General features: G+C 42.3%; 21 protein-coding genes and 1 pseudogene. 14 read left to right on the plus strand and 8 right to left on the minus strand.

Annotation, left to right across the window (positions count from 1 at the left end):
• Nucleotides 1–44 precede the first annotated feature (44 nt).
• The 4 genes from GTQ43_RS16150 to GTQ43_RS16165 all read right to left on the minus strand — a co-directional run bounded on the left by GTQ43_RS16150 (nucleotide 45) and on the right by GTQ43_RS16165 (nucleotide 3078).
• On the minus strand, nucleotides 45–914 hold the full coding sequence (locus GTQ43_RS16150) for a DUF5895 domain-containing protein (protein WP_265273595.1): 870 nt from the start codon (nucleotides 912–914) through the stop codon (nucleotides 45–47).
• A 334-nt stretch (nucleotides 915–1248) separates the two neighbouring features.
• Nucleotides 1249–1392 (minus strand): hypothetical protein, encoded by a 144-nt coding sequence (locus GTQ43_RS16155; RefSeq protein WP_265271516.1) that lies wholly within the window; start codon nucleotides 1390–1392, stop codon nucleotides 1249–1251.
• A 236-nt stretch (nucleotides 1393–1628) separates the two neighbouring features.
• Nucleotides 1629–2171, minus strand: coding sequence for a 2'-5' RNA ligase family protein (locus tag GTQ43_RS16160; protein WP_265273596.1), 543 nt, complete (start codon nucleotides 2169–2171; stop codon nucleotides 1629–1631).
• A 199-nt stretch (nucleotides 2172–2370) separates the two neighbouring features.
• Nucleotides 2371–3078 carry a haloacid dehalogenase type II gene (locus GTQ43_RS16165; RefSeq protein ID WP_265273597.1) on the minus strand — a complete coding sequence of 236 codons (708 nt, stop codon included), beginning with the start codon at nucleotides 3076–3078 and terminating at the stop codon, nucleotides 2371–2373.
• Nucleotides 3079–3325: 247 nt separating this feature from the next.
• On the opposite strand from GTQ43_RS16165, the gene GTQ43_RS16170 reads away from it, so the two are divergent.
• The 3 genes and pseudogenes from GTQ43_RS16170 (at nucleotide 3326) to GTQ43_RS16180 (ending at nucleotide 7257) form a co-directional block, all read left to right on the plus strand.
• A complete protein-coding gene (locus GTQ43_RS16170) occupies nucleotides 3326–5083 on the plus strand; it encodes a ScyA-related TPP-binding enzyme (RefSeq protein WP_265273598.1) in 1758 nt (585 codons plus the stop codon).
• A 21-nt stretch (nucleotides 5084–5104) separates the two neighbouring features.
• Nucleotides 5105–6224: pseudogene (locus GTQ43_RS16175) on the plus strand (3-oxoacyl-ACP synthase III family protein).
• A 46-nt stretch (nucleotides 6225–6270) separates the two neighbouring features.
• Nucleotides 6271–7257 carry an SGNH/GDSL hydrolase family protein gene (locus GTQ43_RS16180; RefSeq protein ID WP_265273599.1) on the plus strand — a complete coding sequence of 329 codons (987 nt, stop codon included), beginning with the start codon at nucleotides 6271–6273 and terminating at the stop codon, nucleotides 7255–7257.
• A 34-nt stretch (nucleotides 7258–7291) separates the two neighbouring features.
• Here the strand turns inward: GTQ43_RS16180 and GTQ43_RS16185 are convergent, their stop codons facing one another.
• Entirely contained in the window at nucleotides 7292–10837 is a 3546-nt protein-coding gene (locus GTQ43_RS16185) for an NB-ARC domain-containing protein (RefSeq protein ID WP_265273600.1), read from the minus strand.
• Nucleotides 10838–11423: 586 nt separating this feature from the next.
• Between GTQ43_RS16185 and GTQ43_RS16190 the strand changes: the two genes are divergently transcribed.
• The 6 genes from GTQ43_RS16190 (at nucleotide 11424) to GTQ43_RS16215 (ending at nucleotide 20171) form a co-directional block, all read left to right on the plus strand.
• Nucleotides 11424–11603, plus strand: coding sequence for a CopG family transcriptional regulator (locus tag GTQ43_RS16190; RefSeq protein WP_265273601.1), 180 nt, complete (start codon nucleotides 11424–11426; stop codon nucleotides 11601–11603).
• A gap of 1075 nt (nucleotides 11604–12678) precedes the next feature.
• Entirely contained in the window at nucleotides 12679–13179 is a 501-nt protein-coding gene (locus tag GTQ43_RS16195) for a fatty acid hydroxylase (protein ID WP_265273602.1), read from the plus strand.
• A 342-nt stretch (nucleotides 13180–13521) separates the two neighbouring features.
• The gene (locus GTQ43_RS16200) at nucleotides 13522–13815 is read left to right on the plus strand and encodes a hypothetical protein (protein ID WP_265273603.1); all 294 of its coding nucleotides are present in this window, start codon (nucleotides 13522–13524) and stop codon (nucleotides 13813–13815) included.
• Nucleotides 13802–15799, plus strand: coding sequence for an ATP-binding protein (locus GTQ43_RS16205; RefSeq protein WP_265273604.1), 1998 nt, complete (start codon nucleotides 13802–13804; stop codon nucleotides 15797–15799). The genes GTQ43_RS16200 and GTQ43_RS16205 overlap by 14 nt, the downstream gene beginning before the upstream one ends.
• Before the next feature lie 25 nt (nucleotides 15800–15824).
• Nucleotides 15825–19577, plus strand: coding sequence for a PAS domain S-box protein (locus GTQ43_RS16210; RefSeq protein WP_265273605.1), 3753 nt, complete (start codon nucleotides 15825–15827; stop codon nucleotides 19575–19577).
• Between the two features lie 216 nt (nucleotides 19578–19793).
• Nucleotides 19794–20171 carry a response regulator transcription factor gene (locus GTQ43_RS16215; protein ID WP_094344281.1) on the plus strand — a complete coding sequence of 126 codons (378 nt, stop codon included), beginning with the start codon at nucleotides 19794–19796 and terminating at the stop codon, nucleotides 20169–20171.
• Nucleotides 20172–20278: 107 nt separating this feature from the next.
• Here the strand turns inward: GTQ43_RS16215 and GTQ43_RS16220 are convergent, their stop codons facing one another.
• Entirely contained in the window at nucleotides 20279–21259 is a 981-nt protein-coding gene (locus tag GTQ43_RS16220) for an aldo/keto reductase (RefSeq protein ID WP_265273606.1), read from the minus strand.
• Nucleotides 21260–21665: 406 nt separating this feature from the next.
• Between GTQ43_RS16220 and GTQ43_RS16225 the strand changes: the two genes are divergently transcribed.
• A complete protein-coding gene (locus GTQ43_RS16225) occupies nucleotides 21666–22760 on the plus strand; it encodes a phosphotransacetylase family protein (RefSeq protein WP_265273607.1) in 1095 nt (364 codons plus the stop codon).
• Nucleotides 22761–22801: 41 nt separating this feature from the next.
• On the opposite strand, the gene GTQ43_RS16230 is transcribed toward GTQ43_RS16225, so the two are convergent.
• On the minus strand, nucleotides 22802–23320 hold the full coding sequence (locus tag GTQ43_RS16230) for a DUF4188 domain-containing protein (protein ID WP_265273608.1): 519 nt from the start codon (nucleotides 23318–23320) through the stop codon (nucleotides 22802–22804).
• Nucleotides 23321–23415: 95 nt separating this feature from the next.
• Here GTQ43_RS16230 and GTQ43_RS16235 point away from each other — a divergent pair, with 95 nt between their 5' ends.
• The 4 genes from GTQ43_RS16235 (at nucleotide 23416) to GTQ43_RS16250 (ending at nucleotide 25690) form a co-directional block, all read left to right on the plus strand.
• The gene (locus GTQ43_RS16235; RefSeq protein WP_265273609.1) at nucleotides 23416–23964 is read left to right on the plus strand and encodes a PadR family transcriptional regulator; all 549 of its coding nucleotides are present in this window, start codon (nucleotides 23416–23418) and stop codon (nucleotides 23962–23964) included.
• Nucleotides 23965–24045: 81 nt separating this feature from the next.
• On the plus strand, nucleotides 24046–24549 hold the full coding sequence (locus tag GTQ43_RS16240) for a DNA recombination-mediator protein A (RefSeq protein ID WP_174712867.1): 504 nt from the start codon (nucleotides 24046–24048) through the stop codon (nucleotides 24547–24549).
• An 85-nt stretch (nucleotides 24550–24634) separates the two neighbouring features.
• Nucleotides 24635–25033, plus strand: a complete 399-nt coding sequence (locus tag GTQ43_RS16245) for an MAPEG family protein (RefSeq protein ID WP_265273610.1) — start codon at nucleotides 24635–24637, stop codon at nucleotides 25031–25033.
• A gap of 165 nt (nucleotides 25034–25198) precedes the next feature.
• Entirely contained in the window at nucleotides 25199–25690 is a 492-nt protein-coding gene (locus GTQ43_RS16250; protein WP_265273611.1) for a YajQ family cyclic di-GMP-binding protein, read from the plus strand.
• A gap of 221 nt (nucleotides 25691–25911) precedes the next feature.
• Here the strand turns inward: GTQ43_RS16250 and GTQ43_RS16255 are convergent, their stop codons facing one another.
• Complete coding sequence (locus tag GTQ43_RS16255) at nucleotides 25912–26469, minus strand: glutathione S-transferase family protein (RefSeq protein WP_265273612.1); 558 nt, start codon at nucleotides 26467–26469, stop codon at nucleotides 25912–25914.

Raw genomic sequence — 26469 nt, forward strand, 5'->3', positions numbered from 1 at the left:
TAATTGAAAACTCATCACTCCTAACTCCTAACTCCTAACTTTCTTTAGTACGGCGGATAAGCAAAATCATCTTCATCAGCATAAACGTAAGAGTTAGAAACTCCTGCCATTGCCAACTTAGGCGTTTCTGCTTTTATAGGTTCCTTCCCAAAATCTTTGTATTCTTCAAAAGTTTTGCAAATCATTGCAGACTCCAAAGAATCCGAAGCAATTAAATATTGTGTTAAAGTCCCTACCGTCGGATGTTTGTAGTCTACAGTTGAAGCTACTAGAACAGTATTTGGTTCGATACCTCTTTCTTCACACTCAATTATCGGGCAAAAAATCCCGTGAGCGTGGAACAAAGGGCCTTTTGGTGTCAATGGTTGCTTGCGGTAAATAGCATAAGCCTTTTCTAGTTCAGCAACAAATCCACTAACTACTCTGCCTTGTTGATATTCGCAGTAGGTTTTGCTGAAACTCGCTCCAGCAGCACCATTAAGAGTTAGTTGTAATGGTGATTCATGTAAAAACTTTTTATTCTCACCCACTATAAAAATTAGATAGCGAGTAAAGGTTTTAAATTTAAGTTTATCTGCTAAAAAAGCATCATAATTCTCTTTGAGCGTACCCAGTTTTAGACCACTTTCCCGGTCTTTGACAGACAATGGCCCCCGACGCACTAAAACCAAATTTGGAGTAGTGCTAATAAAGACAGTTTCGACTCCAGAGCTAAATTCATGCTCTACCTGCTGCCAATTATCATCTGGCACAAAGCCAACAGCATTGGCATTATCTAGCTTAATCGCCAAACCGTGGGATTGCATACCATCTGTGCCATACCGAGGATTAATCATCTGACACCAAGGGATGACTTGAGAAGGCGGTGCATTGAATTTCTCGTCTTCAAAGTCGAAATTAGCAGATGCTTTCATCGTTTTAGGCTATCAAAGTGTTTTATTGAACAAGTTAATCGGCAGAGTGCTGATCGTGGAAAACCAGTTATGTGCTGTGGTTCCCAAAGCTTAGGAACTCAAACTGGTGTAGTAGTTTTTCCAGAGTAAGACAGAATTAATCTATGTTGCAATCCCTGTTTCGTTTTTTTACAACAGATTCTCACGTTGGGATCTTCTTATCAGAAAGTTGGGTTTAAAACCCCGTGCTTCTAGCACGGCTTTATATTAGAGGTATTGTGGTAGAGTTAGAAGTGGTCGTTGACCCACCCAGACATCGGAGACAGAAAGCCTAACACCAAAGTTTGATAGAAAACTATCGACGGCGCAGAAAAGACGGCAGACTGGGATAAGAACGAGAGGCAATTGGTTTCATCCTTAAGTTACAAAACACCTGAAAATCTTGTTTGTTTTCAAGTTGCTGCGGGACACGCAGTCGTAAAGTCTGTGGAGCGAACATAAGACCAAATCCTCTTAGGGGGTGGAGGCGGTTGCTATGAAACAGAAACCTAAGTCGTGAGTCTTAGGAATCCCCGACCGTTTACGGCGGGGAGGATGTCAACGTAGACACATCGTGATTTGTCGCAAGCTACCGCCAAGAAGAACCACTGGCGTGCGTATTTCCCCATTGAGAAGTCACGGCGGTTGACTCCCCTTAAAAAAGGCTTACTCTAATTCCCTCCTTAAAAAGGAGAGTTAGGGAGGCTCAAGTTCTAACCCAAGCGTATTAATATATATTCTATATTCTTGGCTCCAAACTATTTGTCTGTTCACATCATTAATCTTCAATAAACTTAGTTTATCCACCATACAACGATAATCTAAATCTAACTCCTGTGCTTCTTTCAAGGCTTGTGGGTATTGAAGTCTATTTTCACTAAACACTCCTAGCGTTAGATGTGGAACGAAGGGTGGATTTTCTCTGCAATATTCAGCTAATATACCTGTATATAATTCATTATGTAATTTGATAACATCCTCCTTTCCTTCCTGAACCATCAAGAACAGATATTCATCCCATGATTTTTGTAATCCCTTTAGATGAATAGGAAATGGTTTGCACTTTCTCAGGATGCTCTTAATATGAAGAGTAAGGCTATCTTCATTAATAGATTGCAGTAGGGGAAACACTAGGGTGATGTGCGGTTCAATTAAATCAAATTGCGGATCGTATTTCTGTCTAAATTTATTGATCTTCTCTATGTTGGTATTTAGGGAATATACGATCGCGTAAGCCATACTTATAAATATCTTTTTGGATGCTACTTTTTATTCCTCCCGTGGTCGTTATGAACTTCGTTCTAACACAACGCCAGTTGCTACAACGGAGGGAACCTCCCTTCGGGTTTACCAGTCGCCTAGGTTGGGAAACCCGCCTATGGCGCTGGATTCACCACAACGCACTGGCTCCCCTACAATACCTAATTTTGTTCAAAAATCAAATAGGAGTCCTATATGAACTCAAAGCAGCGAGAGTTTTTAAATCAGGCACTTCTAAGTCAGCTTGACTTCCTGCCGTTTCTGTGAAGTTTGCTCCTTGTTGACCTGCTCGACGGTTTACCCAGACTGTTGATAGTCCTAGAGATTTAGCAGTAACAATATCGTGATATACACTAGCAGCAACGTGTAATATCTGCTCTAGCGGTAAATTAATTCTCTCAATAGCCAGCCTGAAGTTGTTTAAGGAAGGTTTGTAACTTTTTGCCTGTTCTGCTGTGATTATCTGGTCAAATTCCACCTCCAAGTGCTTTGCCGAGAAAGCAAAGAGATCGTCATCGACATTTGAGATAATTACAAGTTTAAACTTTTGCTTGAGGGTTTTAAGTGCGTCAACTGTATCGGGAAAAGACAGCCAATGCTGAATCGAATCGGGAAGTGAATTTAGTTCCTTGGCAGTTGGCTCAAAACCAAATTGTTCACCAAACTTATGGACTACTCTCTTCAAAACTTCCCGATATTTGATGTAATGTCCATTTTCTAGTTCTGCTTCAAATTCAGCAAAAAGTTCCAGAATTTGATCGTCATCCAAATTAGTATTGTGTGCTAGCAGAAGTGGCTTTAGCACTCCTAAAATACCGTTCTCCCAATCAATCAGGGTTCCGTAACAATCGAAAGTTAAAGCCTTATACTGATTGAAGTTATTCACCTTTTTATACTCCAGGGCTTGATTAGTTGTGTTTAGTTTCCACAGGATTAACCCATGTGCGTTGGCGCAGCCCGCCGCATACATCACCACATTTGCCGTTCATAGAGTCTCTGAACATTTCTTCTATATCAAAACAGAGTTTAACTAGATGCTTTCTGCCTGATTTAAACGACAAGTATTTAAGCTGGTTTACTTCGGGTATGGGATAATATTATGCCACAGAGGAAATTCTTCCTAAAATGTTTGTATGGATGCTAAATTTCAGGGTATAAAAGCAAATAGCAGTAAAAAATTTAACTCAACTGAACAACCATCTCATAGCCAGCCATCTGTAACTTCTTCAGTAGCAGAGGCAGTGGTTAAAATCCTAGAAGATATGGGAGTGCAGTATGCCTTTGGTGTTTCAGAAGGTGCGATCGCTCCAGTCTGGGCTGCGTTACACCAAAGTTCCATGCAGGTGCTGCACTTTCGCCACGAAGCCGGAGCAGTTTTTGCAGCAGTTGAGGCTTACTTTGCTAGCGATCGCCCCGTTGTGGTATTCACTACTACAGGGCCGGGAATCACCAACGCTTTGACAGGGCTGTTAGCTGCCCGTTGGGAGGGAGCGAAGGTAATTTTCGTGTCAGCTTCGACCTCTGCACCACAGCGTGGGCGATGGGCTTGTCAAGAAACAAGCGCCTATACTATGCCTAGTGCAGATATTTTTACTTCCGGGACGATATTTCATTATGCAACAACCTTGGAAGCCAGCAATCAAATTCCAGAGGTTGCTCAGAGAATTGCTCTCGGTCTAGGACAACCTGGAGGATTTGTAGCTCATATTAGTATTCCAACAAACATTCAGACGAGTTCAGTAAATATATTTTTATCACGAGTCACTTTGTCTCATGCGGTGGCAACAGCAAGTGAAGAGACAATAGCCAAATGTGTCGAATTACTCTCCGATGGCCTCTTTGCAATCTGGGTAGGCTTTGGGGCACGGGGTGCTGCAAAAGAGATTCGCCAGCTTGCCGAGAGTACAGGGGCTGCTGTCATGTGTTCGCCACGCGCCAAAGGTATTTTTCCTGAAGATCATCCTCAGTTTGTAGGCGTTACCGGCTTTGGTGGTCATGAGTCGGTTTTTAGGTATATGCAGGAGCAGCGTCCTTTGCACATACTCGTACTGGGAACACGCCTCGGTGAGCCTACCTCATTCTGGAGTCCTGCGATGAACCCCACGCGGGGCTTTTTGCATATTGACATCGATCCAAAGGTATTAGGAACTGCATATCCATGCACTGAGACTTTCGCTATCCAGTCCGAAGTGGGAATATTTATGAAGGCTCTACTGAAGTATTTTCCAGAAAGTACTGGTCACTCAAGGAAAATAGTGCTACCTCGACCTGAATATAATGTCCTCAAATCACACGTGAAGGGTCTAGTGCGACCAGAACTGCTCATGAATGTGATTCAACAAGTGATTGTTGATGGAAGCGATGCAGTAGTGATGGCAGAGTCAGGTAACTCACTTGCTTGGGTAACTCATCTACTACGATTTACCACACCAAGTCGTCACCGAATCAGCAACGGATTCGGAGCTATGGGGCATTTCGTTACAGGCGTAGTGGGTGCTGCTTTGGCGCGGAATGGCAAGGCTATCGCCATTGTTGGAGATGGTGCCATGCTGATGAACAGCGAGGTAAACACGGCTGTAAAATATCAAATTCCTGCCGTTTGGATTGTACTCAACGATGGGCGCTATAATATCTGCGAACAGGGAATAACGTATCTAGGATTCAAGAAGGTCGATGCCACGATTCCGCAAGCAGATTTCGTCAAGATTGCTCAGGGGATGGGAGCAGAAGGTATTCGGGTGGAAAGAGAAGCCGACGTTCAAGTAACACTAGAAAAAGCGATCGCGGCGAACGGCCCATTTGTCGTTGATGTAATCATAGATCCCACCCAAATAGCACCTACTCAAAGTCGTAATCTCAGTCTGATTTCACAGGGCGCTACCAACTATTAAGATCGGAGGGAATTTTTTTATATGGTGCATTCTCCAGTAGGTATTCGCTCAATTGCACTAAGTTTTCCAGCTATTAGACGTACCAATAAATATTACATAGAAAAGTACCCTGAGCTAATAGCTGAGGCTGAACATAAAGGACTGGCAAGGCTGTTTTCGCTGACTGGAAACTCTCCGACTAATGAGTTTGATACAGAGATGCTGCCTTATCTTTCAGATCCCTTTCGTGGTAATGTTGAGCGCTGGGTGCTTAGTCATGAGGAATCCTCTTTAACCTTAGAATATCGTGCGGCAACAGATGCTCTGAATGCAGCCAAACTTTCTCCCAATGATGTTGATTTGATGATTGTTGCCTCAGTTTGGCCGGAACAAATTGGATTTGGCAATGCCGCCTTTCTTGCCCGGAAACTCGGTCTTGTGGGCGCTGCATGGAATCTGGATGGAACGTGTGGGAGTACGCCAGTTGCACTTCAAACTGCCTGTGCTTTGGTGCGATCGGGAGAGTATCGCAATGTACTTGGTACTTGTAGTTATTTCGTGTTCGTACTCCCGCGTTTCTGATGAGGAAGATACTGTGTCTTGGTTCCTTGGTGATGGTGCGGGAGCTTTCGTAGTTGGTTCACTCGAAGCAAATCAGGGTATCTTTAGCACCAAGACAGTTCATACAGGTGCGCTGTGTAAGGTAGTATCTGCTGAAGTCAGAAAGGATGAGCAAGGAAATTCCCGAGTCCGTATGCAGCCGGGCAAGGGTGCAAAGGCTCTACGCGAAACGGCTGCGGAGTTTCTTTCTATCTGTTGCGAAGGTGCGATCGCATCTGCTGGTGTAACCTTGGAGCAAATCGACTTTTTTCTTTTCAATACCCCTACTGCTTGGATGACGCGCTTCTGCACGCGGCTATTGGGTATTAACCCAGAGCGCACTATCAATCTTTACCCTCAATATGCAAATATCGGGCCAGTGCTGACTGTGGCAAATCTCTACCACGCTGCACAGTTAGGCAAGATTCACGAAAATGACTTAGTTCTCATTTATGGTTCTGGTGCAGCAGGTGTTGCCTCTGCAAGTGTAATGTGCTGGGGTAATGTGACGCTAGCCCCTCACCCTCTTGAAAGCTCTAAATTAGCAACAAAAGCTCTATAGAAAGGAGCAGAATTTTTCTACTGGCATCTTTATAAAGGAGTTAAGCATGCAAAGACAAATTATCACAACAGGATTTTTACTATTATCTTTGATATTTCCACTCAAAGTATTAGCAAAGGATTATGACAATATTTACGTTTTTGGAGACAGCTTATCTGATACTGGTAATGTATTTAATGCCACTAACGGAATTGTCCCCCCAAGTCCAACCTACTATAATGGGCGTTTTTCTAATGGCCCAATTTGGGTTGATTATCTTGCCTCCGATCTAGGATTAACATTAAATCTGAACAATAATTTTGCTTTTGGTGGCGCAACTACGGGAACTGAGAATATTGGTTTAGCTACTTTACCAGGATTACAACAACAGATAAATAACTTTGTAACAACAAATCAAACTGCCGATCCAAATGCTCTATATATTATTTGGGCTGGTACTAATGACTACCTCAGTTACTTCTTCGGTGGCGATCCCAATCCTACCAATACAGTAGCAAATTTATCAACAGCGTTGACATCCCTTGTTGCTGATGGCGCAAAAGATATTATGGTGGTCAACTTGCCGGATTTGGGAAAATCGCCTTTTGCAAATTTCAATAATCAACGTTCAAACTTATTCAGCACATTCAGTAGCCAACATAACTCTAGCTTGAATACAACACTCCAACTTTTGAGCCAACAATTCAGTTCCGATACCAACATTATAGAACTAAATGTTAGTTCCCTATTTGATCAGATTATTGCCGATCCAGAGAAATTCGGTTTTACAAATGTGACTAACTCTTGCATTAGCAAAGACTTATCAGTAGTGTCCATAAAAGATGTTCCCCCACAACAAGTTTTATGTAACCCGGAAAAATTTTTGTTTTGGGACGAAGTCCATCCTACAACTACTGCTCATAAGCTAATTGGAGAATTAGCATTCTCAGCACTTGAGCCAGAACCAATACCCGAACCATCTGCTAGATTAGGAGTGCTATTATACAGCATTTTAGGTGCAGTTTCACTATTGAAATGCAACATAATTAACTGAATTAGCGTCCGTTCGCTCTAATATTAAGCCTCCTTTAATACTCAACTGCTCCTAGAGCTTTGAAAGTATCCTTCTGCGACTCAGTTAACCCACTTATGCTAGTAATATTCATTCCTTCGTAAGGATTTTTACTTCTCAAAGTTTTCAAACATTCACCTGTTTGTACATCCCAAATCTTAATTGTCTCATCTTCACTACAACTGACAATAGTTTGACTATCGGAACTAAAGGTAACTGACCAAACCCATCTAGTATGTCCCGATAGAGTTTTTAAACAGCTACCTGTGTTAACATCCCAAAGCTTCACTGTTTGATCGCCACTGCCACTGGCCAGTATGCGACCATCAGAACTGAAAGTGACTGAATATACAATATTTGTATGACCTTGCAAAGTTCTAAGACACTCACCAGTGTTGACATCCCAGAGTTTAATCGTTTGGTCTCCACTACCGCTAGCTAGCATACCACCATCTGAACTGAAGCCAACAGCCCAAACCCATTCGGTATGACCTTGGAGAGTTTTAAAACACTTGCCAGTGCGAACATCCCAGAGTTTCACTGTTCCGTCATGACTACCACTAGCTAATACATGACCCTCAAGACTGAAGGTAACTGACCATGTTCTATCGCTATGTTCTCCTAAAATATTGAGGCATTGACCACTGTTGATATCCCATATTCTTATTGTTTGGTCATCGCTACAACTGGCTAAAAAATAGCTGTCGGCACTAAAAGTAACTGATGTAACTCGATTACGATGTCCTTTCAATATTTTCAGACATTTACTATTACTTAGATCCCACAACCTTACGGTTTGGTCTTCGCTACCACTAGCAAGGAAGTGAGAATCACAGCTAAAGACAACTGATGTAACTCTCCTACTATGTCCCTGCAAAGTTTTAAGACACTTACCAGTCGTAGCATCCCACAGTGTTACTGTTTGGTCGTTACTACCACTGGCAAGAATTTTATTATCAATTGGGCTGACAGCAACTGACCATATCCCATTGTTGTAACCCTGGAAAGTCTTAATGCATCGACCAGTGCTGATATCCCATAACTTTACCGTTTGGTCATCACTACTACTAGCACAAATATTTTGATTTATACATATTGCTAACGACCATACCCTACTTTTATGTCCTTGGAGAGTTTTCAGGCATTGACCACTCGGAAAATCCCATAACTTTACCGTTTGGTCTTCACCGCAACTAACAAGAGCGCTACCATCTACATTGAAGGTAACTGAATGTACCAAGTCTGTATGTCCCTGCAAAGTTTTAATACATTTACCATTAGTCGTGTCCCAAAGTTTCACTGTTTGGTCATGGCTGGCGCTAGCTAGTGTATTACCATCAGGGCTGAAAATGACTGAGTATACTCGTTGAGTGTGACCCTCTAAGGTGTGAATACATGAACTGTTGTGAATATCCCATAACCTTACCTTACAGTCATCATTTCCACTTGCCAATAAATCACCTTTTGGGTTAAAAGCAACAGACCATACACTACAAACATTTTCTTGTAAAGTTTTGAAACACTGACCATTACTGATATTCCACAGTTTTACTGTTTGGTCGTCACTACCACTAGCAAGAAGCTGACCATCGGGACTAAAAGTGACTGAACGAACCCCACCATTATGACCCTCTAAAGTTTTGAAACATTGACCATTACTGATATCCCACAGTTTTATTGCTTGGTCATTACTACCACTAGCAATAACCTGACCGTCGGGACTAAAAGTAACTGACCAAACCCAACCAGTATGCCCCTTACAAGTCATAAGTTGCTGACTATTAGCAACTTCGTACAAGCGAATTTCTCCATTAGTATCACCAGTAGCTAAAAGTTTCCCATTAGGGCTAAAGACTACCGAAAAAATCCCACCAAAGGTTTCAATAAAAACAGATTTAGCTAGATGGGTGTGAGCAAAATTTGCATTATGCAACTTGACATTCTGTAAGTCGGCTTGCCAAATAGTTAGATAAGAAAAATCATAACCACTGAGATCGGTTTCTAAATAACAAAGGAGGTTAAAGACATTTCCTGCTGTATAACTTCGTTCTAGAGGGGATATCTCTCGTAGCGTCGCCAAAAATTGAGCTAAGTGATTTACGAGGTTTTTTTTACTTCTAAAAGTAGTAAGTAGCCCATCTATAACTGGTTTGACGATCAAGCGAATTTGAGTATCCCTAACATATTCTTTTGCGGTCGCTTTTGTTAGAGCTTTACTCCTAAATAAATAAATATTCTGAGTAATAATCTCTTGGCAGACTTGTTCTACTAAACTATTAGTTACATACTCCATAACCACCGGCTGGAGCGTAAACACTGAGCCAGTTTTTTCAATGAGCGTAGGTGTAGTCTTCTCAATTAGCGATCGCCTTCCTAAAGATTCTAGAGCCTCTATTAATTTTGCTTGTGGTACTGGTGATATAATATCGTCTCGCAAGTCAGATAGTGTAACCGACTCACGATTAATCGCTAACCAGTACATAATATCCTTTTCTAAATCTGACAAGCGCTCAAACTGCTGCTCTAAAATATCACGAATGTCGCCAAAAACAGCCGTGTCTTGTTGCAAAAATTCAGTAACATTACCATTAAAGATATCTTGAATAGTCGTGGCAACTATCTTTAAGGCTAATGGATTACCTGCATAGCGTTCAATCATTACTTTCCATTCATCCTCTGCCGCAGATAGCCCTTTGAGTTTTAAGATTTCTTGTCCTTCTGCTACCTTCAAGCCACTCAATGGTGATGAGCGAACAAATAATGCTTCTCCTTCCAGTAATGCCACTTCTTTCGGTTTTTCGCGACTAGTCAACACTAAACAGCTTTGGTGAGTTGCTTCTCCTATCCGTCTTAAAAGCTCACCATATTCCTCATATCCTTCTCGATAAAGTCCAGCGCGGCTACCACTGCGGAGAATTGACTCTGCATTATCAAGGATCACCAAACAGCGGTGATTTTGCAAATAATAGAGGAGTCGCGATACCCGTTCGCTGAAGCTTTCTGGTAGGTTAACTTCAGTTTCCTGTTCGTCAGATAGAAATTGGATGAGGTTACTGAGAATAATTTTAACAGGTGGGGCTTCTCGTAGCGATCGCCAGATCACATACTCAAAGTTGTCTTGAATCTGTTGAGCAAGCTTTACAGACAGTGTTGTTTTCCCAATCCCTCCTATTCCTAATAGTGTAATCAATCGGCAGTGTTCATTGAGAATCCATTTCTCTAGCGTAGTTAGTTCTTCTGTACGTCCATAAAAAACTGAGTTAAAAATAGCTTCTCCCAAATCTAGACGATTATTTGAGCTTAAATAGTCATTTTTATCTATTTTTAATTGAAAAGCCGAGAAAAGCTTTTCAATAGTCTGTTTGTCAACTCCTCCTTCCCGATTTAATACTTTTGAGATAGTAGCGGAATATAACCCGGAGCGGGCACTCATTTCTTCAAGGGTATACCTGTTTCCAAAATTTTCTTTCGCTTCTGACTGATACTTTGCTTCTTTAATTTTTTGTAACCCCTTAGTAGTAAGTGCAACACCACGCTTGCGTCTCCAATTCTGTAAAGTCATGTATTAACTCACTATTCATATAATCACCTTTGACTCAAAGGAATTATTTACTAAATTGCTATAGATATGATGTGATAACCATAACAAATGAATAATCTCATATTGCAGGGGATTTAAAACACATATATTCCAAAAATATTCACTGATAAAAACCATCTTTGGTAATCTATAGCAATCCTAAATCATTTGTGAAAATTACATATCTCTTTCTTCTTTCTTCTCTTTGCGTCCTTGGCGTACTTGGCGGTTCGTTTCCTTATTTATATTTTTCACGACTCATTTAGGACTGCTATACCTGTCTTGGTAATTCAATATCGCTTGCTCAACGACAATCTAGTTTGTGGAGCATTGCTGACATAAATAAGTAGGTGGGTGTAAATAAACATAACTATAGTTTTTTTATTGCGAGGAAGCTAATGGCAGATAAATTAAGTGTTTGCCAATTATTTACTACTTTGGCTTCTCAGTAATATATTTGGGTATAAAGCTTAAGTTCAATCTCAAAATCCTGATGTTCACTGGTAAAGACAGTTCCAAATTGGCAATCTTGATAAAGAAAGTTTGTATATATCTAGACTATCAATCAATGAATAAAACTGCTGCACTTAAATTTCCCCGTTTGGCAACCTCCACTAAAAAAAGGGCGTTAAAGCGAATTACCTTAAACTTGACATCAGATGAAGCCCAAAACCTTGAAAAGTATTGTGAACAGACAGGCAGACCAATAATAGATGTAATTCGGGAACTCATTCAAGCCTTGCCTTGACCAGACTTTTCATGCCAAGTCTAACTGAGTCCCAGTCCAGAAGAGCTTGTCCTAAGCATTTGCAGAAGAATTCAGAATTATTCAGAAGTCAGAATTAATACTTTGACCCTTCTCTATAAGAGGTTGCGCCTAGGCTGTTGACTCTGTGCCTTTTTAGGAGTTAAAAAGTCATGCAAAATATATGTCATTGCGGTTGCAATCGCCTGGTATTGCAACGCTTTGCTCGCAATTACACAAAAATAGCATTAACCAAAAAAACAAATTCCATCAAAATCAACAGCTACAGTGCGGCGGAAATAAAGCACCCATTCCAAATCAATGAAACCCTCATACTGTATTCGTTTTTAATTTTTAATTTTTAATTTTTAATTTTTAATTCCGCCCTGCGGTACTAGGTTGCGCCAACGACAAGCTACTGTGTCACGTGCCGAAGTATCGAAGTAGCTCTCACACCGAACTCTGCTTTTTCGGTCAGAATACCTAACTCAATTCTGACTCCTGAATTCTATTTCAATAAAATAATAGACAACCCTCGACAGGGTTTTGTTTTATCTATAAACTCTATAAACCGCATGAATTTGCGAATAAATTAAGCATCGCGCTTAACAAACTTCAGCGACCTTAATAAGTCTAGAAAACTTGCGGCGAAACTTACACTCAGTCTTGTTAATTGGAATCAATTTAAAATTAACAAGATGGAAGAAAGCCTTAACCTAAATTTGTACTAACTTTAACTCAATCTTTGCCTACGCTGTATGCCTTAGTAAGAAGATTGTGTAGTAACTATGGTAAAATACTGTATTCCCATCGGGTTTTAGGTGTATTTCTACCATTAACTCAGAGCTAGAAGTTAAATTGGAGGTTCTTACAAGTTGCTGTTTACTGCATTAAGGAGCGGAAATTCATGAAACTGCAACTGATCCAATTACCTATGCTCCAAGCCCAATTTACTGGAGCGTAGACCCATGAGACGCACAGATGCTACTTGCATAGCCCAAAATGAGGTGTCTACGCCGACAGCATGACATTTGCATATTTTCTGTGGAGTTTTCTTAACTATTCTTGAGGAGTACAAATGCTTGAGGCTATCGCTGTTGCTTGGTTATTACTATTTTTTGGTGATTTTTTATCTACATTCGTTTACCACGTACCCGAGCACGTTTTTGGTAGCCTTCATTTAAAAACGCACCACTCCTGGAAGAAGGACTTCCGCCACTACGCTATTTTGACTTTTAATCCCCAGGTTCTTTTAGATGGGATCTTGGGAGCTTTGCCTTATGTACTCATAGCAGTAGTCTTGTGGTCTTTTTCTCCCATTGGCGTGATCTTTGGATTACTGTTTGGTCAGTTTCATGTATGGTGGAGACACATAAGTGTACTGGGTTGGCAAACTCCAAAGCCGATAAATATTTTATGTCAAATTCTATTTATTACTACTCCTGAGAGACACTGGTTACATCATCACAAAACTAATTTAGGTTTCGGTGATATTTTCACCTTTTTTGAACAACCAGCACAAATGTGGTTACGCTGGCTTCGGTTACTCAGACTTCGTTTTCGTTACTCTCGGATCTAGCTGAAGCACCACCGATCTAAATACTTTTAAAAAGTACGAAAAGAAGCTGCGATCGCAACTTATTTTCGTACTTTTTTATGTTTTCCTAGAGGGGAAATTATTCTAGTCCAAGAGATATCAATTTGTCATAGATTTAAATCTATGCTTGGACTAAATTGTTTAAGCTTTATTTATAGTTATTTTTAGGGCGTTTCATCAAAGAATAAGAGAGTTACACGAACGGAAGGATACCTCTGGTAAGGATTTTCAAGGTATTTACTACCGTTCAACTTCGCTGTTATATCGCCAATGTTTTTGGGAAAGCTAGTCTTAATTAGCAAATTATTATATCCCTAGATTTTTATGACAATTCCTCTCTTTTTTGGAGATGCTCGGCATAGCTTGTTTATCCGTTCGTGGAGTGTCCCGCAGGGAAGGTGTACGGATAGCGACAGTGAAGAAGGCAGGAGGTTGCAATACAGTCTAGGTTTCTCTTCTATCCGAGAGACTGCGCCAATGGAACTGGTACAAAGTGAGAAAATCCCCATTTTGGGAAACTTGGCAGCAGAGGTGACAGATAAAATTAATCACTCGGTTAGCTTGAATGCAGTCAATTTGCAACCTGCTACTTATGAGGTGTTTTATGCCCGCAGTTAGCCTCAGAAAGATTCTCAACAAAAAAGAGTTTCCATCTCTCCTTCACAACTTAGTCTACCAGTTGAACATTGCGATTGATATTGAACTGGTAGATGGCACGAAACTAATTAGTATTGGGGAGCAAACTGCAAAAAATCGATATGCAATTGATGTGTCAGGAGAAATCATCGGTTGGGTTGTTGGGGGAGAACAGGCAACTCTACTTGCAACCTTGCTTTCATTGCTTGCCAAGCAAGAAGCTGAGAAGAAAGTACTGGCCATAGAATTGCTTGAACGATATCAGGAAATTGATTTATTTGAGGATATCTCGACTCAACTCACAACAAGTTTAGATACACGACAGATTGCTCAACTTGTGCTTCAGGAATTAAGTCGATTAATTGAATCGTCTGCCGGGATAATTTTGCTCCTGAGTTCAGATGGAACTCCATTTGAAATCATCGCCGAATTTGGAGTGTTTTTTGACGACAGTCAGCCGGAACCAGGTAAGGGAATTATTGGCAACATTATCCAATCCAACCGGGCTGAACTGATCAATGATGTGCAAGGCGATCCTCGATTAGAGGGGGAAACAAACCTTAGTGCCATGATTTGCGTACCGTTACGAGCCAAGGAGCGGGTACTTGGAGCGATCGCTATTGGGACATCAAAAAGCGAATCATACAAAGCCGAACACCTCAAGCTTGTGAGTATCTTTGCCTCTCAAAGTGCGATCGCCATTGACAAAGCTTTGCTTTACGAGCGAAGCACTCAAGCAGCTCTCCAGGCGAAAGCTCAAACACAGAAGCTTCAGAAAGCTCTTCATGAATTGCAATTAGCTCAAACTCAGTTAATCCAAAGCGAAAAAATGTCTAGTCTCGGACAACTCATTGCCGGAGTTGCCCACGAAATCAATAACCCGGTTAATTTTATTTGCGGCAATTTAAGATATGTTGCTGAATACGCCCAAGACTTGTTACACCTATTGCAAAAGTATCAGAAATCCCTACCTGTTGTTCCTCCAGAGTTGGAATCAGAGTTAGACAATATAGACCTGGAATTTATCATGGAGGATCTCCCCAAACTGCTAGATTCGATGAAACTGGGCACAAGTCGCATCGTCGAAATTGTCCAATCCCTAAAAAACTTCTCCCGCCATGACGAAGCGGAAATGAAAGCCGTCAACATCCATGATGGGATTGACGGAACCCTAATGATTCTTCACCATCGCCTGAAAGCAGATATTCGCCGTCCGGCAATTGAAATCGTTAAAGATTATGCAAAACTTCCCCTAATTGAATGCTATCCCGGACAGTTGAATCAGGTGTTTATGAACATCCTAGCAAATGCCATTGATGCCTTAGAGGAGACAATGGGCAATGGAGAATGGAAAAATCTTCCTTCACCTCATCTTCTTGTCCCCCCATCTCCCTACTCTCCACTCCCCAATCCTCAAATTACTATTCGTACCCAAGTTGTCGATCGCCAGTGGGTTGTGATTCGCATTGCAGACAATGGGCCAGGGATGAAGGAGGAAGTCATCCGACGCATTTACGATCCCTTCTTCACCACAAAAGAAGTTGGTAAGGGAACCGGGTTAGGCATGGCAATCAGCTACCAAATTGTTGTAGACAAACATGGAGGAATGCTCAAGTGTCGTTCTCAGCCAGACGAAGGCACAGAATTCTGGATTCAGATTCCTTTAAATTGTGCAGTAGTGGACGCTACTGAAGAACAAAATTACACCTCTGCCTCGCCAACTTCCACAACAGAATTATCCCATATACCCGATGCCGACGGCTTCATTCCATCAGCAGCTCCAATGCTCAAACCAACAGATTTGCTGATCCGTCATACTCATTTGATCGAGCGACTTTCACAACACAGTCCCGGTGTTGATGCTGCATCAGCCGATGAAATTTATCAGATATTCCAACGCCAGCCAATTTCATTAAAGCTTTACGCCACTTTGTTGTCTTGGTTCTCTTGTTCTAACCCTATCTAAGTACACCACTAGAAAAATCTCAACGATGTTTAAGCAATTTGATGAATACAATGGTCAGCTATTTGAACAATGTCTTGTTGGGTTAACACTATGCCGAACAGATGGGACACTAATTCATTTAAACCTGGCTTATGCTGCCATTTTGGGGCGCACTGTTCCAGAAACCCTAAATCTCAGCTATTGGCAAATTACTCCTGAAAAATATACCGTTGCTGACCAAGCTATCTTAAAAAACCTAGAACAAACTGGTCGCTATGGCCCTTATGAGAAGGAGTTAATCCACAAAGATGGGCATCTAGTCCCGGTGAGAATCTCCAGTCTGATAATTGAAAAACAAGGTGAACGAATGATCTGGTCTAATGTGGAAGATATCAGCGACCTTCGACGCGCTCAACAGGAACGTGAACATACTGAACAAATCCTGAAACAAAGTGAAGCCCGATATCGCTCTTTAATAACCGCGACTACACAAATTGTCTGGGTATGTAGACCAGATGGAATTTGCTTTGAACTGACAAGTTGGATAGCCTATACAGGTCAAAGTCTAGCGGAAGCGGAAAATGGGGGCTGGATTGATGCTGTTCATCCTGACGATCGCGCCTACACTGGAGAAGCCTGGAATGCAGCCGTGGCAAACCAGAGGATGTATCAAATTGAATACCGAATTCGTGGCAAAGATGGCAACTACCGCCACTTTTCTATCTGTGGTACCCCCGTCCTAGAAGAAGACGGCAGTGTTCGGGAGTGGATTGGCACCTGCACTGATATTCACGATCGCAAGGTGGCAGAAGCCCAAAAGCAGTATATCGAGCAACGGTATCTCTCATTAGTAACTGCCACTTCCCAAATGGTCTGGACGGCATCGCCGGAAGGAATGGTTAACGCTGAAATAGTCGGCTGGGAAGCATATACAGGTCAGAGTGCAGCCGAAATGTTAGGCTGGGGCTGGTTGGATGTCATACATCCCGATGACCGTGCCCGCAGTGCTGAAGTTTGGAGTGCTGCTGTGGCTAACCGGAGTCTTTATCAAATTGAATATCGGTTGCGTGGCAAAGACGGCAGCTACCGCCACTTTTTTGGCAATGGAGTTCCTGTTTTGGAAGCAGATGGCAGCATTCGAGAGTGGGTTGGCACTTGCACTGATATTCACGATCGCAAGCTAGGAGAACAAACTCTGCAACGGAGCGAAGAACGGTTTCGCTCTCTGGTGACTGCGACCTCACAACTTGTCTGGGTGGCTACCCCTGATGGACTGGCTGTGAGCAGTGAAATGCTCACCTGGATGGCGTACTCTGGACAGAGTGAAGCCGAAGTTCAGGACTGGGGCTGGATTGATGCCATTCATCCTGACGATCGCGATCGTACAGCCCTTGCCTGGAGTAATGCTGTGGCGATGAATCAAAGCCTCTATCAAACCGAATACCGGCTGCGTGGCAAGGATGGCAGCTACCGCCACTTTGGTGTCTGCGGTGCCCCCGTCTTTGAAGAAGACGGTAGCATCCGAGAATGGATTGGCACCTGCACTGATATTCAAGATCGCAAATTAGCAGAAGCCGAAAATCAACGTTTATTAGATATGTTGAATCATTCCAGCGATGCCATCATCGTCCGCGACATGAGCGACAAAATCTCTCACTGGAATCAGGGTGCCGAAAGACTCTACGGTTGGACGCGTGAAGAAGTGAAAGACCAATGCATTCACACATTTATCAAAAAAACCTTTCCCAAACCAAAAGCAGAAATCATCGCAGAGTTATTAGAGCAAGGTAATTGGGAAGGAGAAGTGCAACATCTCACCCATGATAGCAAACTGATTATCGTCCAGAGCCGATGGACTCTGCAACGAGACATGGATGGTCAGCCCTGCGCGGTGCTGGAAATTAATACCGATATCACTGCACGCAAAGAAGCAGAAATCGCTCTGCGGCAACTGAATCAAAAACTGGAAGCCAGAGTTATAGAGCGGACAGCTGCCCTGCAAAATACCTTAGCAGAAGCCCAGGGATTAAATGCCATTTTAGATAACTTAGCAGATGGTTTGTTAGTGGTAGACACCGCAGGACAAATTACCCACTTCAATCCTGCCTTTTTAGGTATGTATGAATTGACAGCTACCATCGTCAATGGTCACTACTTAGAACTCCCGATATCTGGTTTAGCAGACCTGGTTACACGAACTCAGTCCCATCCTGGAGAGGTATTTTCTGCCGAAGTTGCACTGACAAAGGAACGCATTGGTCAGGCAGTGGCGACCGCCATTTTCAAAAAGACGGTAGATCGAGAACCTCTTGCTTGCTTCGGTTCAGCGTTGCTGATTCGGGATGTGACGGCAGAAAAAGAGATTGACAAGATGAAGACCGACTTCATCTCAACGGTTTCCCACGAACTGCGAACACCACTAACTTCTGTTCTTGGTTTTGCATCGATCATTAAAGAAAAGCTAGAAACCGATGTATTCCCAATAATTTCTACTGAAGACCGCAAGCTTCAGAAAACCATCAAGCGGGTAGGTGACAATCTCAACATTATTGTGTCGGAAGCAGAACGCCTCACGTCTTTGATTAACGATGTCCTAGATATTGCCAAGATGGAAGCAGGTAAGGTGGAATGGCAGATGCAGCCCCTCGATCCCAGTGAATTAATCCATTGGGCAGCCAATTCTACCGCCGGATTGTTTGAAACCAATGGCTTGCAGTTAGTCAGCGAGATTGAACCTGGATTGCCTCAGATAATAGGCGATCGCAATCGTTTACTGCAAGTTTTAATCAATCTGATTTCCAATGCCGTTAAATTTACCGAATCTGGCTGTGTCACGTGCCGCGTCAAACAAGAAGACGAAGGTGTTTGTATCAGCATCATCGATACAGGTATTGGTATTGCACCTGAAGATCAGCCAAAAGTGTTCGAGAAATTCCGGCAAGTTGGCGACACCCTCACCGACAAACCCAAAGGCACTGGGTTAGGACTGCCCATCTGTAAACAAATCGTCGATCATCACGGTGGTAGAATCTGGGTCGAAAGTGAACCAGGGGACGGTAGCATATTCTCCTTCATCATTCCCACCTACGCCAGCGATTCAAAAACCACTGCTAATCTGAATTTGGATACCCTAGTCAAACAACTTAAAGAACACGTCATCACCACAAAAACTGTGCTGAACGAAAACCGTAAAACCATTTTGGTTGTAGATGATGACGCTAACATTCGGGAATTGCTTCGTCAACAACTGGAAAACGAAGGCTACAATGTTCGGGAAGGAAAAGACGGCGTAGATGCAATTCATCAAATCAAAACAGCCCGTCCCGATCTGATTCTCTTGGACGTAATGATGCCCCAAATCAATGGTTTTGATGTGGCAGCCGTTCTCAAAAATGATCCTCAGACCGCAGACATCCCGATCATTATTTTGTCAATTATTGAAAACAAAGAACGGGGCTACCATATTGGTATTGATCGCTATCTCACTAAGCCCATTAACACAGAGAAACTTCTCAACGAAATAGGCTCACTACTTTATCAGGGTACTTCTAGTAAAAAGGTATTAGTTGTAGATAAAAATGCATCAGCCTTAAAAACCCTATCGGATGTACTGCAAGCTCAAGGATACAACGTGATTGAAGCCTCCAATCCGCAAGAATGCATCAATAAAGCTTTGTCAGCCAAACCTGACATGATCATCATCGATTCTATCTTTTCTCAAGAAGCCGATTTGGTGAAAACCCTACGCTTTGAAAAGGAATTGGAAAATGTATTCTTTATTATGCTGTCCGATCAGTAATTGGTGGGACTGGGGATTGGGGACAAGGGGACTGGGTCATAGGGACTGGGGACTAGGGACTAGCTAATAGAAAAATAATTCGCAATGCCCAATTCCCAATTCCCAATCCCCAATTCCCAATTCCCAATCCCCAATTCCCAATTCCCAATTCCCAATCCCCAATTCCCAATTCCCAATTCCCAATCCCCAATCCCCAGTCCCCAATCCCCAATCCCTATGACCCAGAAAATTTTGATTGTTGACGATGAACCCAATATCTTGATTTTGATGGAACAAGCCTTAGAAGCATTAGAAGACGAGGGTGTTGAACTTCTAACTGCTAGAAATGGAGAAGAAGCTCTTGAAACTATTAAAGCTGAAAAACCAAATCTAGTTTTTCTTGATGTGATGATGCCTAAAATGAACGGTTTGCAAGTCTGCCACATTGTTAAACACGACTTGCAAATGACTGATATCTACATTGTGATATTGACAGCTAAGGGACAGGAATTTGATAAACAAAAAGGAATTGAGGTCGGTGCAGATTTATATCTAACTAAACCATTCCGCCCCAAAGAAGTACTTGAAAAATCAATGCAGGTTTTGGGCTTTTGAGAAAAATCTTGAATGAATGCTTTTCACCTGCGACACCAAATAGCTCGTCGTAGACATCGCACTACTGGGAACAATCAACACAAATCTGGTTACACTTGGTTAAGAGATCAACGGTTAACAGTACTCATGTCAGGGTAGCGTTCACCTGCTGCTACACCTTTGGGTGCAACTGCTTCCAGTCGATTCAACTCTTGTTCAGTCAGAGTAATTTCGCTAGTTGCAATATTCTCTTCTAAGTAGGTACGGCGTTTTGTACCAGGAATGGGGACAATATCTTCTCCTTGAGCCAATAGCCATGCTAATGCAAGCTGACTAGCGGTTACTCCTTTTTCGGTGGCGATCGCTTTCACTTGCTCGACTAATTGCAGGTTCTTATAAAAATTCTCCCCTTGAAAGCGAGGGGCATTTCGGCGATAGTCATCAGGTGCTAGATCGTCAGGGCTAGCGATCGCTCCTGATAAAAACCCTCTTCCTAATGGACTATAGGCAACAAACCCAATTCCTAATTCCCGCACAGTAGGTAAAATTTCATCCTCTGGCTCTCGACTCCAAAGCGAGTATTCTGTTTGCAGTGCCGCAATGGGGTGGACTGCCACAGCCCGCCGAATTGTCGCCGGAGCAGCCTCTGAAAGTCCTAAATAACGCACTTTTCCCAGCTTTACTAACTCTGCCATTGCTCCTACAGTATCCTCAATGGGTACGGTTGTATCTACCCGATGTTGATAATACAGGTCAATTACTTCCACTCCCAAACGTTTGAGTGAGGCATCACAAGCTTGATGGACATATTCGGGTTTGCCATTAACTCCTTTAAAACCACCATCTTCAGTGCGGACATTGCCAAATTTGGTTGCTAATACTACTTGATCTCGGCGATCTCTAATGGCTTTGCCTACTAATTGCTCATTAGTAAAAGGCCCATACATATCAGCAGTATCAAGAAAATTAACTCCAAGTTCCAATGCTCGATGAATTGTTGCGATCGCCTCAATTTCATCACGACCACTATAAAACTCGGACATTCCCATGCAACCAAGTCCAATAGTTGAAACTTCTAACCCAAGTTTCCCTAGTTTTCTGGTTTTCATCACATAATCTCCTAGTGAGTCAGAGAAAATCAACTCCTTCAGAATTACCTCTTTCCCTATTACCTAGTCATCTACACTTAGAAGTATTTCCTGATAAAAGTAATTAAAAAATATATTGATCGTCTGACTTACGGAAAACTTTAGCCAAAACCCTTATTTTTAGGTAGGAGCAATTCATGAATTGCCCCTACCGCGTGTAATTTTGCGTAAGTTCCATATCAAACAAAATTTATCCCGATCAAAAAAGCGGATAACGCAATGGTAGCAAGTTCGTGTACACCTGCTGATTCAGAAGGTAATTATGGGAAACCTTAATTTGTGAGAGCGAGAGGCTTTTGCCAGAAGGAACTAGAATTAGGAAACACCTCGCTGGGTTCTTCTGAATTTTGAAATTAGGAGTGCATGTGTGCCAAAATCCCCTAAATATTTGCTGATTGGCTCAACCGAGACTTATAGCGGTAAATCTGCAACTGTTCTGGGTTTGTCTCATCAGCTACAGCAAAAAGGACTGGATATTACCTACGGTAAACCGCTTGGTACGTGTCTAAATTCCTCTAGTGGAACCGTAATTGAGGAGGATGTCCAATTCATCGCTCTTAGCCTCAATTTGCCGGAAAACCGTGTTGCACCTACAATGCTGGCTTTGGATGAACTCAATGTGCAAAAGCGCTTACGAGGGGAAGACAAAACCGATTATCAGCAGTCCCTAATGCAGCAATATTTACAAATGTCTCAAGGAGATTTGGTATTGCTGGAGGGGCCTGGTGATTTTTCTGAAGGCAATTTGTTTGACTTGTCTTTGCTGCAAATGGCTGAAGTATTGGATGCTGGCGTGCTGTTGGTAAGCCGCTATAAATCGTTGGTTTCGGTTGAGGCGCTATTGGCTGCTAAAGGACGTGTGGGCGATCGCTTGATGGGAGTTGTGATCAATGATATCCCTGTCACCCAATTAGAAGCGGTTGACACTCTCTTGCGTCCATTTTTGGAACAGCAAGGGATTCCCGTGCTAGCAATGCTGCCGAATAGCGATTTGCTCCGTAGTATCAGTGTTGGTGAACTGGTGAAACAGTTAAAGGCTGACGTTCTCTGTCGCAACGATCGCATGGATTTATTGGTGGAAAGTCTGGCAATTGGAGCAATGAATGTCAACTCTGCTGTCAAGTATTTCCGCAAACGCCGAAATATGGCAGTTGTAACCGGAGGCGATCGCGTCGAAATTCAGCAAGCGGCTTTAGAAACATCTACCCAATGTTTAATTCTCACCGGGCAACTACCCCCGCCGCCGTTCATTCTCAGTCGCGCTGAAGAACTAGAAATCCCCATTTTATCTGTTGACTTAGACACCCTCACCACTGTCGAAATTATTAACCGCACTTTCGGACAAGTCCGCCTACACGAACCGATTAAGGTTCACTGCATTCGCCAGTTAATGTCTGAGCATTTTGACATTGACCGCTTGTTATCGAAACTGGGTTTAACTCCCGCAGCAGCATTGTCTTAGATTCATCGACGTGAACAATTAAGAGCATCAATGCTCAGTTATCAGTTAGGTAGCTGTATGACTGCTGAGGGTACAGCTGGTTCGCCGTCACCTCCCAGGGGACGGCGTGCTGTTTCCTTCCGCCCCATAGCTGGGACGTGCTTAGTTGCAGCAGCTAATCCAAAAACAGGCATATTGCCGTAAATGGCCTTATATCTTCCCGGTTCTATTAAATAAGTTTCGTGCCAAATGCCAACACTGCCATCAGCACCAATGGCTTGATTAAACCTTTGCCAAGCTTTTAAATGTGCATCGGCTGGATTTCTAGCAAAACGCTCCAAATCCTCGAACGATCGCCAATACTGAATCAGTCCTACCCCTCGCCAGTAAACAAAAGTTTCTCCTCCTAAAAAACCTTTTTCAGGATTCTGATTAAGGTTTTGTAGCATGGGCGACATTGCCCTGGCTGTAGGAACCCATTTGGAAAAAGCGAATAATTTATTAACTCGCATCCCAATTAGAAACACAACAAAGGGTTCATCAATCTCGGCAGTAAATCGTCCTGGTATTACTTGAGGCATCTCTGGCTCCTTGTTGCTTAAGTTAATATGCAATTAGTTGCATAATAATATTGTTATGCAACTAATTGCATAAGTCAAGTAGTGAACTAAAAATTATGGCATTAGCACACGCAATATTATCTGCTCTGGTTGATGCACCCTGTAGTGGGTATGATTTAGCAAAACGATTCGATGGTTCTGTAGGCTTTTTCTGGTCAGCAAGTCACCAGCAGATTTATCGAGAGTTGTCGAAGCTAGAAGATCAAGGATGGATAAGTTCTGAGACAATTCTCCAAACAGGACGGCCAGATAAAAGGCTCTATAGCGTTACAGACTTGGGACAACAGCAACTTCAAGAGTGGATTGCTCAACCTTGTGAACCCACACCGATTAAAGATGATTTACTGGTGAAAATTTTTGCTGGTCAGATTGTTCCTAAGCAAATTATCTTGGCAGAGCTAGAACATCACCAAAAAGCCCATCTAGAAAAATTGTCTACGTATAAAGAATTAGAGCAAGGTTACTTTAAAAACTTACAAGAATTACCAGAAGCAGCCAAATTTCAGTACTTGACTCTCCTAAATGGCATTACTTATGAGACAAATTGGCTAGCTTGGTGTAACCAAACAATCGAGTTATTGAACCAAAGAGTCGAAAAATTGTAGCAATCTCTAACTCAAGTTTTCCTCGCATCTACACGCTGTTTGGTAAAATATCTGGGTTGTTTAATCGGATTATATCTATCTTTGAGCCAATCAACAGACCTTATTAAACTCGATACATTAGCGCAAGAACTGGCCACAATCCAGCAAACGGGTTCCAAAAAAATCGCCTTGTTGGGTTCTCGTCACGTTCCGATTACGCATCAGAATCTTATTGAAATGATGACTTATGCCCTAGTTTTATCGGGTAATCGCATCATTACTTCTGGTGCTACAGGTACAAATTCAGCAGCCATCAAGGGAGCAACGCGGGCTGATGCAAATTTGTTGACGGTGATTTTACCCCAAAGCCTGGAACGCCAGCCTTTGGAATCGCGCCAGCAACTAGAACAGGTAATGCATTTAGTGGAAAATCCCAGTAATGATAATCTGTCTCTTGCTGAAGCTAGTTATCTGTGCAACAAGGAAATTGTCTCCCGTTGCCAGCAACTGATCTGTTTTGCGTTTCACGACAGCCGCACATTGTTGCAAACTTGTCAAGATGCAGAAGAACAAAGAAAAGTGGTAACGCTTTTCTACTTTGATTAGTCATTTGTCATTTGTCTTTTGTCATTTGTATTTGACTCATGACTAATGACTGATGACTATGACTGATAACCAACAACAATAAGTAATGATAATTTTTTTGTACTCGATCGCTGCTGCTGTCGTTCTGATTTACCTGCCATTTTTGGTAGTAGCTTATGCCCGTGTGCGGATTGGCAAGGAAATGCTTGCTACTCCTCGTGCGATGGTTGATAAATTGCCGCCTTATGCCCAACGAGCTACTTGGGCGCATCAGAACACCTTTGAAGCCTTTATGGTATTTGCCGCAGCCGCATTAATGGCTTATGTAACTGGTGTAAATTCTTCTACAGCGCAAATAGCTGCGATCGCCTTTGTGGTGGCTCGTTTGCTATACTCAATTTTTTATATTTTGAATATACCCCTTTTGCGATCGCTCATGTTTGCTACTGGCATAGTTAGCTCTATCACTCTTATCTTCTTGAGCATCATCCAAGCTACTAATTAAGTGGGGGATGGGGAAGAAGCAAGGGGGCAGGGGGAGCAGGGGAAGCAGGGGGAGCAGGGGGAGAAAGAACTAATACCCCATGCCCAATTCCCAATTCCCAATTCCCAATTCCCAATTCCCAATCCCCAATTCCCAATTCCCAATTCCCAATATCCAAAATGTTTTATGGCTTCTACATTTTCCTTTGACATTGTGAGCGACTTTGACCGACAAGAGTTAGTTAACGCAGTCGATCAAGTTATCCGAGACATCAAAGGTCGTTACGACCTCAAAGACACTGAAACTACTGTTGAGTTGGTCGAAGAAAGCATTAACGTTAGTACTGACAGTGAGTTTACCTTAGATTCTGTACACACCGTCCTGCGAGAAAAAGCCGCCAAGCGTAACCTTTCCCAGAAAATTTTTGATTTTGGCAAAGTTGAATCAGCTAGCGGTAATCGCGTGCGTCAAGAAATCAAACTCAAAAAAGGCATAAGTCAAGAAATCGCCAAACAAATTTCCAAATTGATTCGGGACGAATTCAAAAAAGTACAAGCCTCAATCCAAGGGGATGCTGTGCGGGTTTCTGCCAAATCTAAAGATGACTTACAAGAAGTTATGCAGCGACTAAAACAAGAAGACTACCCGGTAGCTTTACAATTTACAAATTATCGCTAAAAAATTCGTAATTCGTAATTGAATTCTTAATTACGAATTACGAATTACGAATTATTCTAAGAGGATGTTTGAAAAGTCCTCTTGTTTGGTATCAAAAGTTCTAGATCCTCCTAAATCCCTCTTAAAAAAGGGGATTTTGATTCCGATTCCCCCCTTTTTAAGGGGGGTTAGGGGGGATCAAAGTGACTTTAGTCACAGCAAAATACTTGTTCATTCAACCTCTAAGCCCCTCCGCCAATACTTTTTTGAAATGCCGGACGCTCAGATAACTGCTTGATATAGTTCAACACCTCTGGGTAAGGGCTGAGGTCTAGCTTCAGCATGATGGGAATATAACTCAGAATAGAACCCACTCCCACATCAGCAACAGTGAACTCATTACCCAGCAAAAAAGGCTGCTTACTGAAAATTTCATTTAACGGAGTCAACAAGCGGGGCATTTCTCGCTCCCGATTTGCTTCTACAAAAATCCCTGTAGCTAGGGTAGAATTTCCAAACAATACCCACTGGGAAAATACAGCACGTTCCTCTAGTGAAAGTGGACTTTTACTGTACTTCTCGGCAAGATACAGCAAAATTGCTCCAGATTCCCAAAGCTGAAAATCCCCATCAACAATTGCTGGAACTTTACCAACTGGGTTAATCGCCAAATATTCAGGCTTGAGGTGTTCACCCGCTTGCATATCGAGTTTGACGAATTCGTAAGGAACTTGGATTTCCTCTAAATACCATTGAACAATTGAGGCTCGACTCCGAGCGCCGCCGTAAAGTTTGAGCAT

It is taken from the genome of Nostoc sp. KVJ3 (assembly GCF_026127265.1).
Lineage (GTDB): Bacteria > Cyanobacteriota > Cyanobacteriia > Cyanobacteriales > Nostocaceae > Nostoc.

Bases quoted from the DNA above. Each gene is read 5' to 3' on its own strand.
- GTQ43_RS16150 (WP_265273595.1), bottom strand. From the start codon at position 914: ATGAAAGCATCTGCTAATTTCGACTTTGAAGACGAGAAATTCAATGCA.
- GTQ43_RS16155 (WP_265271516.1), bottom strand. From the start codon at position 1,392: ATGTTCGCTCCACAGACTTTACGACTGCGTGTCCCGCAGCAACTTGAA.
- GTQ43_RS16160 (WP_265273596.1), bottom strand. From the start codon at position 2,171: ATGGCTTACGCGATCGTATATTCCCTAAATACCAACATAGAGAAGATC.
- GTQ43_RS16170 (WP_265273598.1), top strand. From the start codon at position 3,326: ATGGATGCTAAATTTCAGGGTATAAAAGCAAATAGCAGTAAAAAATTT.
- GTQ43_RS16180 (WP_265273599.1), top strand. From the start codon at position 6,271: ATGCAAAGACAAATTATCACAACAGGATTTTTACTATTATCTTTGATA.
- GTQ43_RS16185 (WP_265273600.1), bottom strand. From the start codon at position 10,837: ATGACTTTACAGAATTGGAGACGCAAGCGTGGTGTTGCACTTACTACT.
- GTQ43_RS16190 (WP_265273601.1), top strand. From the start codon at position 11,424: ATGAATAAAACTGCTGCACTTAAATTTCCCCGTTTGGCAACCTCCACT.
- GTQ43_RS16195 (WP_265273602.1), top strand. From the start codon at position 12,679: ATGCTTGAGGCTATCGCTGTTGCTTGGTTATTACTATTTTTTGGTGAT.
- GTQ43_RS16200 (WP_265273603.1), top strand. From the start codon at position 13,522: ATGACAATTCCTCTCTTTTTTGGAGATGCTCGGCATAGCTTGTTTATC.
- GTQ43_RS16205 (WP_265273604.1), top strand. From the start codon at position 13,802: ATGCCCGCAGTTAGCCTCAGAAAGATTCTCAACAAAAAAGAGTTTCCA.
- GTQ43_RS16210 (WP_265273605.1), top strand. From the start codon at position 15,825: ATGTTTAAGCAATTTGATGAATACAATGGTCAGCTATTTGAACAATGT.
- GTQ43_RS16215 (WP_094344281.1), top strand. From the start codon at position 19,794: ATGACCCAGAAAATTTTGATTGTTGACGATGAACCCAATATCTTGATT.
- GTQ43_RS16220 (WP_265273606.1), bottom strand. From the start codon at position 21,259: ATGAAAACCAGAAAACTAGGGAAACTTGGGTTAGAAGTTTCAACTATT.
- GTQ43_RS16230 (WP_265273608.1), bottom strand. From the start codon at position 23,320: ATGCCTCAAGTAATACCAGGACGATTTACTGCCGAGATTGATGAACCC.
- GTQ43_RS16235 (WP_265273609.1), top strand. From the start codon at position 23,416: ATGGCATTAGCACACGCAATATTATCTGCTCTGGTTGATGCACCCTGT.
- GTQ43_RS16245 (WP_265273610.1), top strand. From the start codon at position 24,635: ATGATAATTTTTTTGTACTCGATCGCTGCTGCTGTCGTTCTGATTTAC.
- GTQ43_RS16250 (WP_265273611.1), top strand. From the start codon at position 25,199: ATGGCTTCTACATTTTCCTTTGACATTGTGAGCGACTTTGACCGACAA.
- GTQ43_RS16255 (WP_265273612.1), bottom strand. From the start codon at position 26,469: ATGCTCAAACTTTACGGCGGCGCTCGGAGTCGAGCCTCAATTGTTCAA.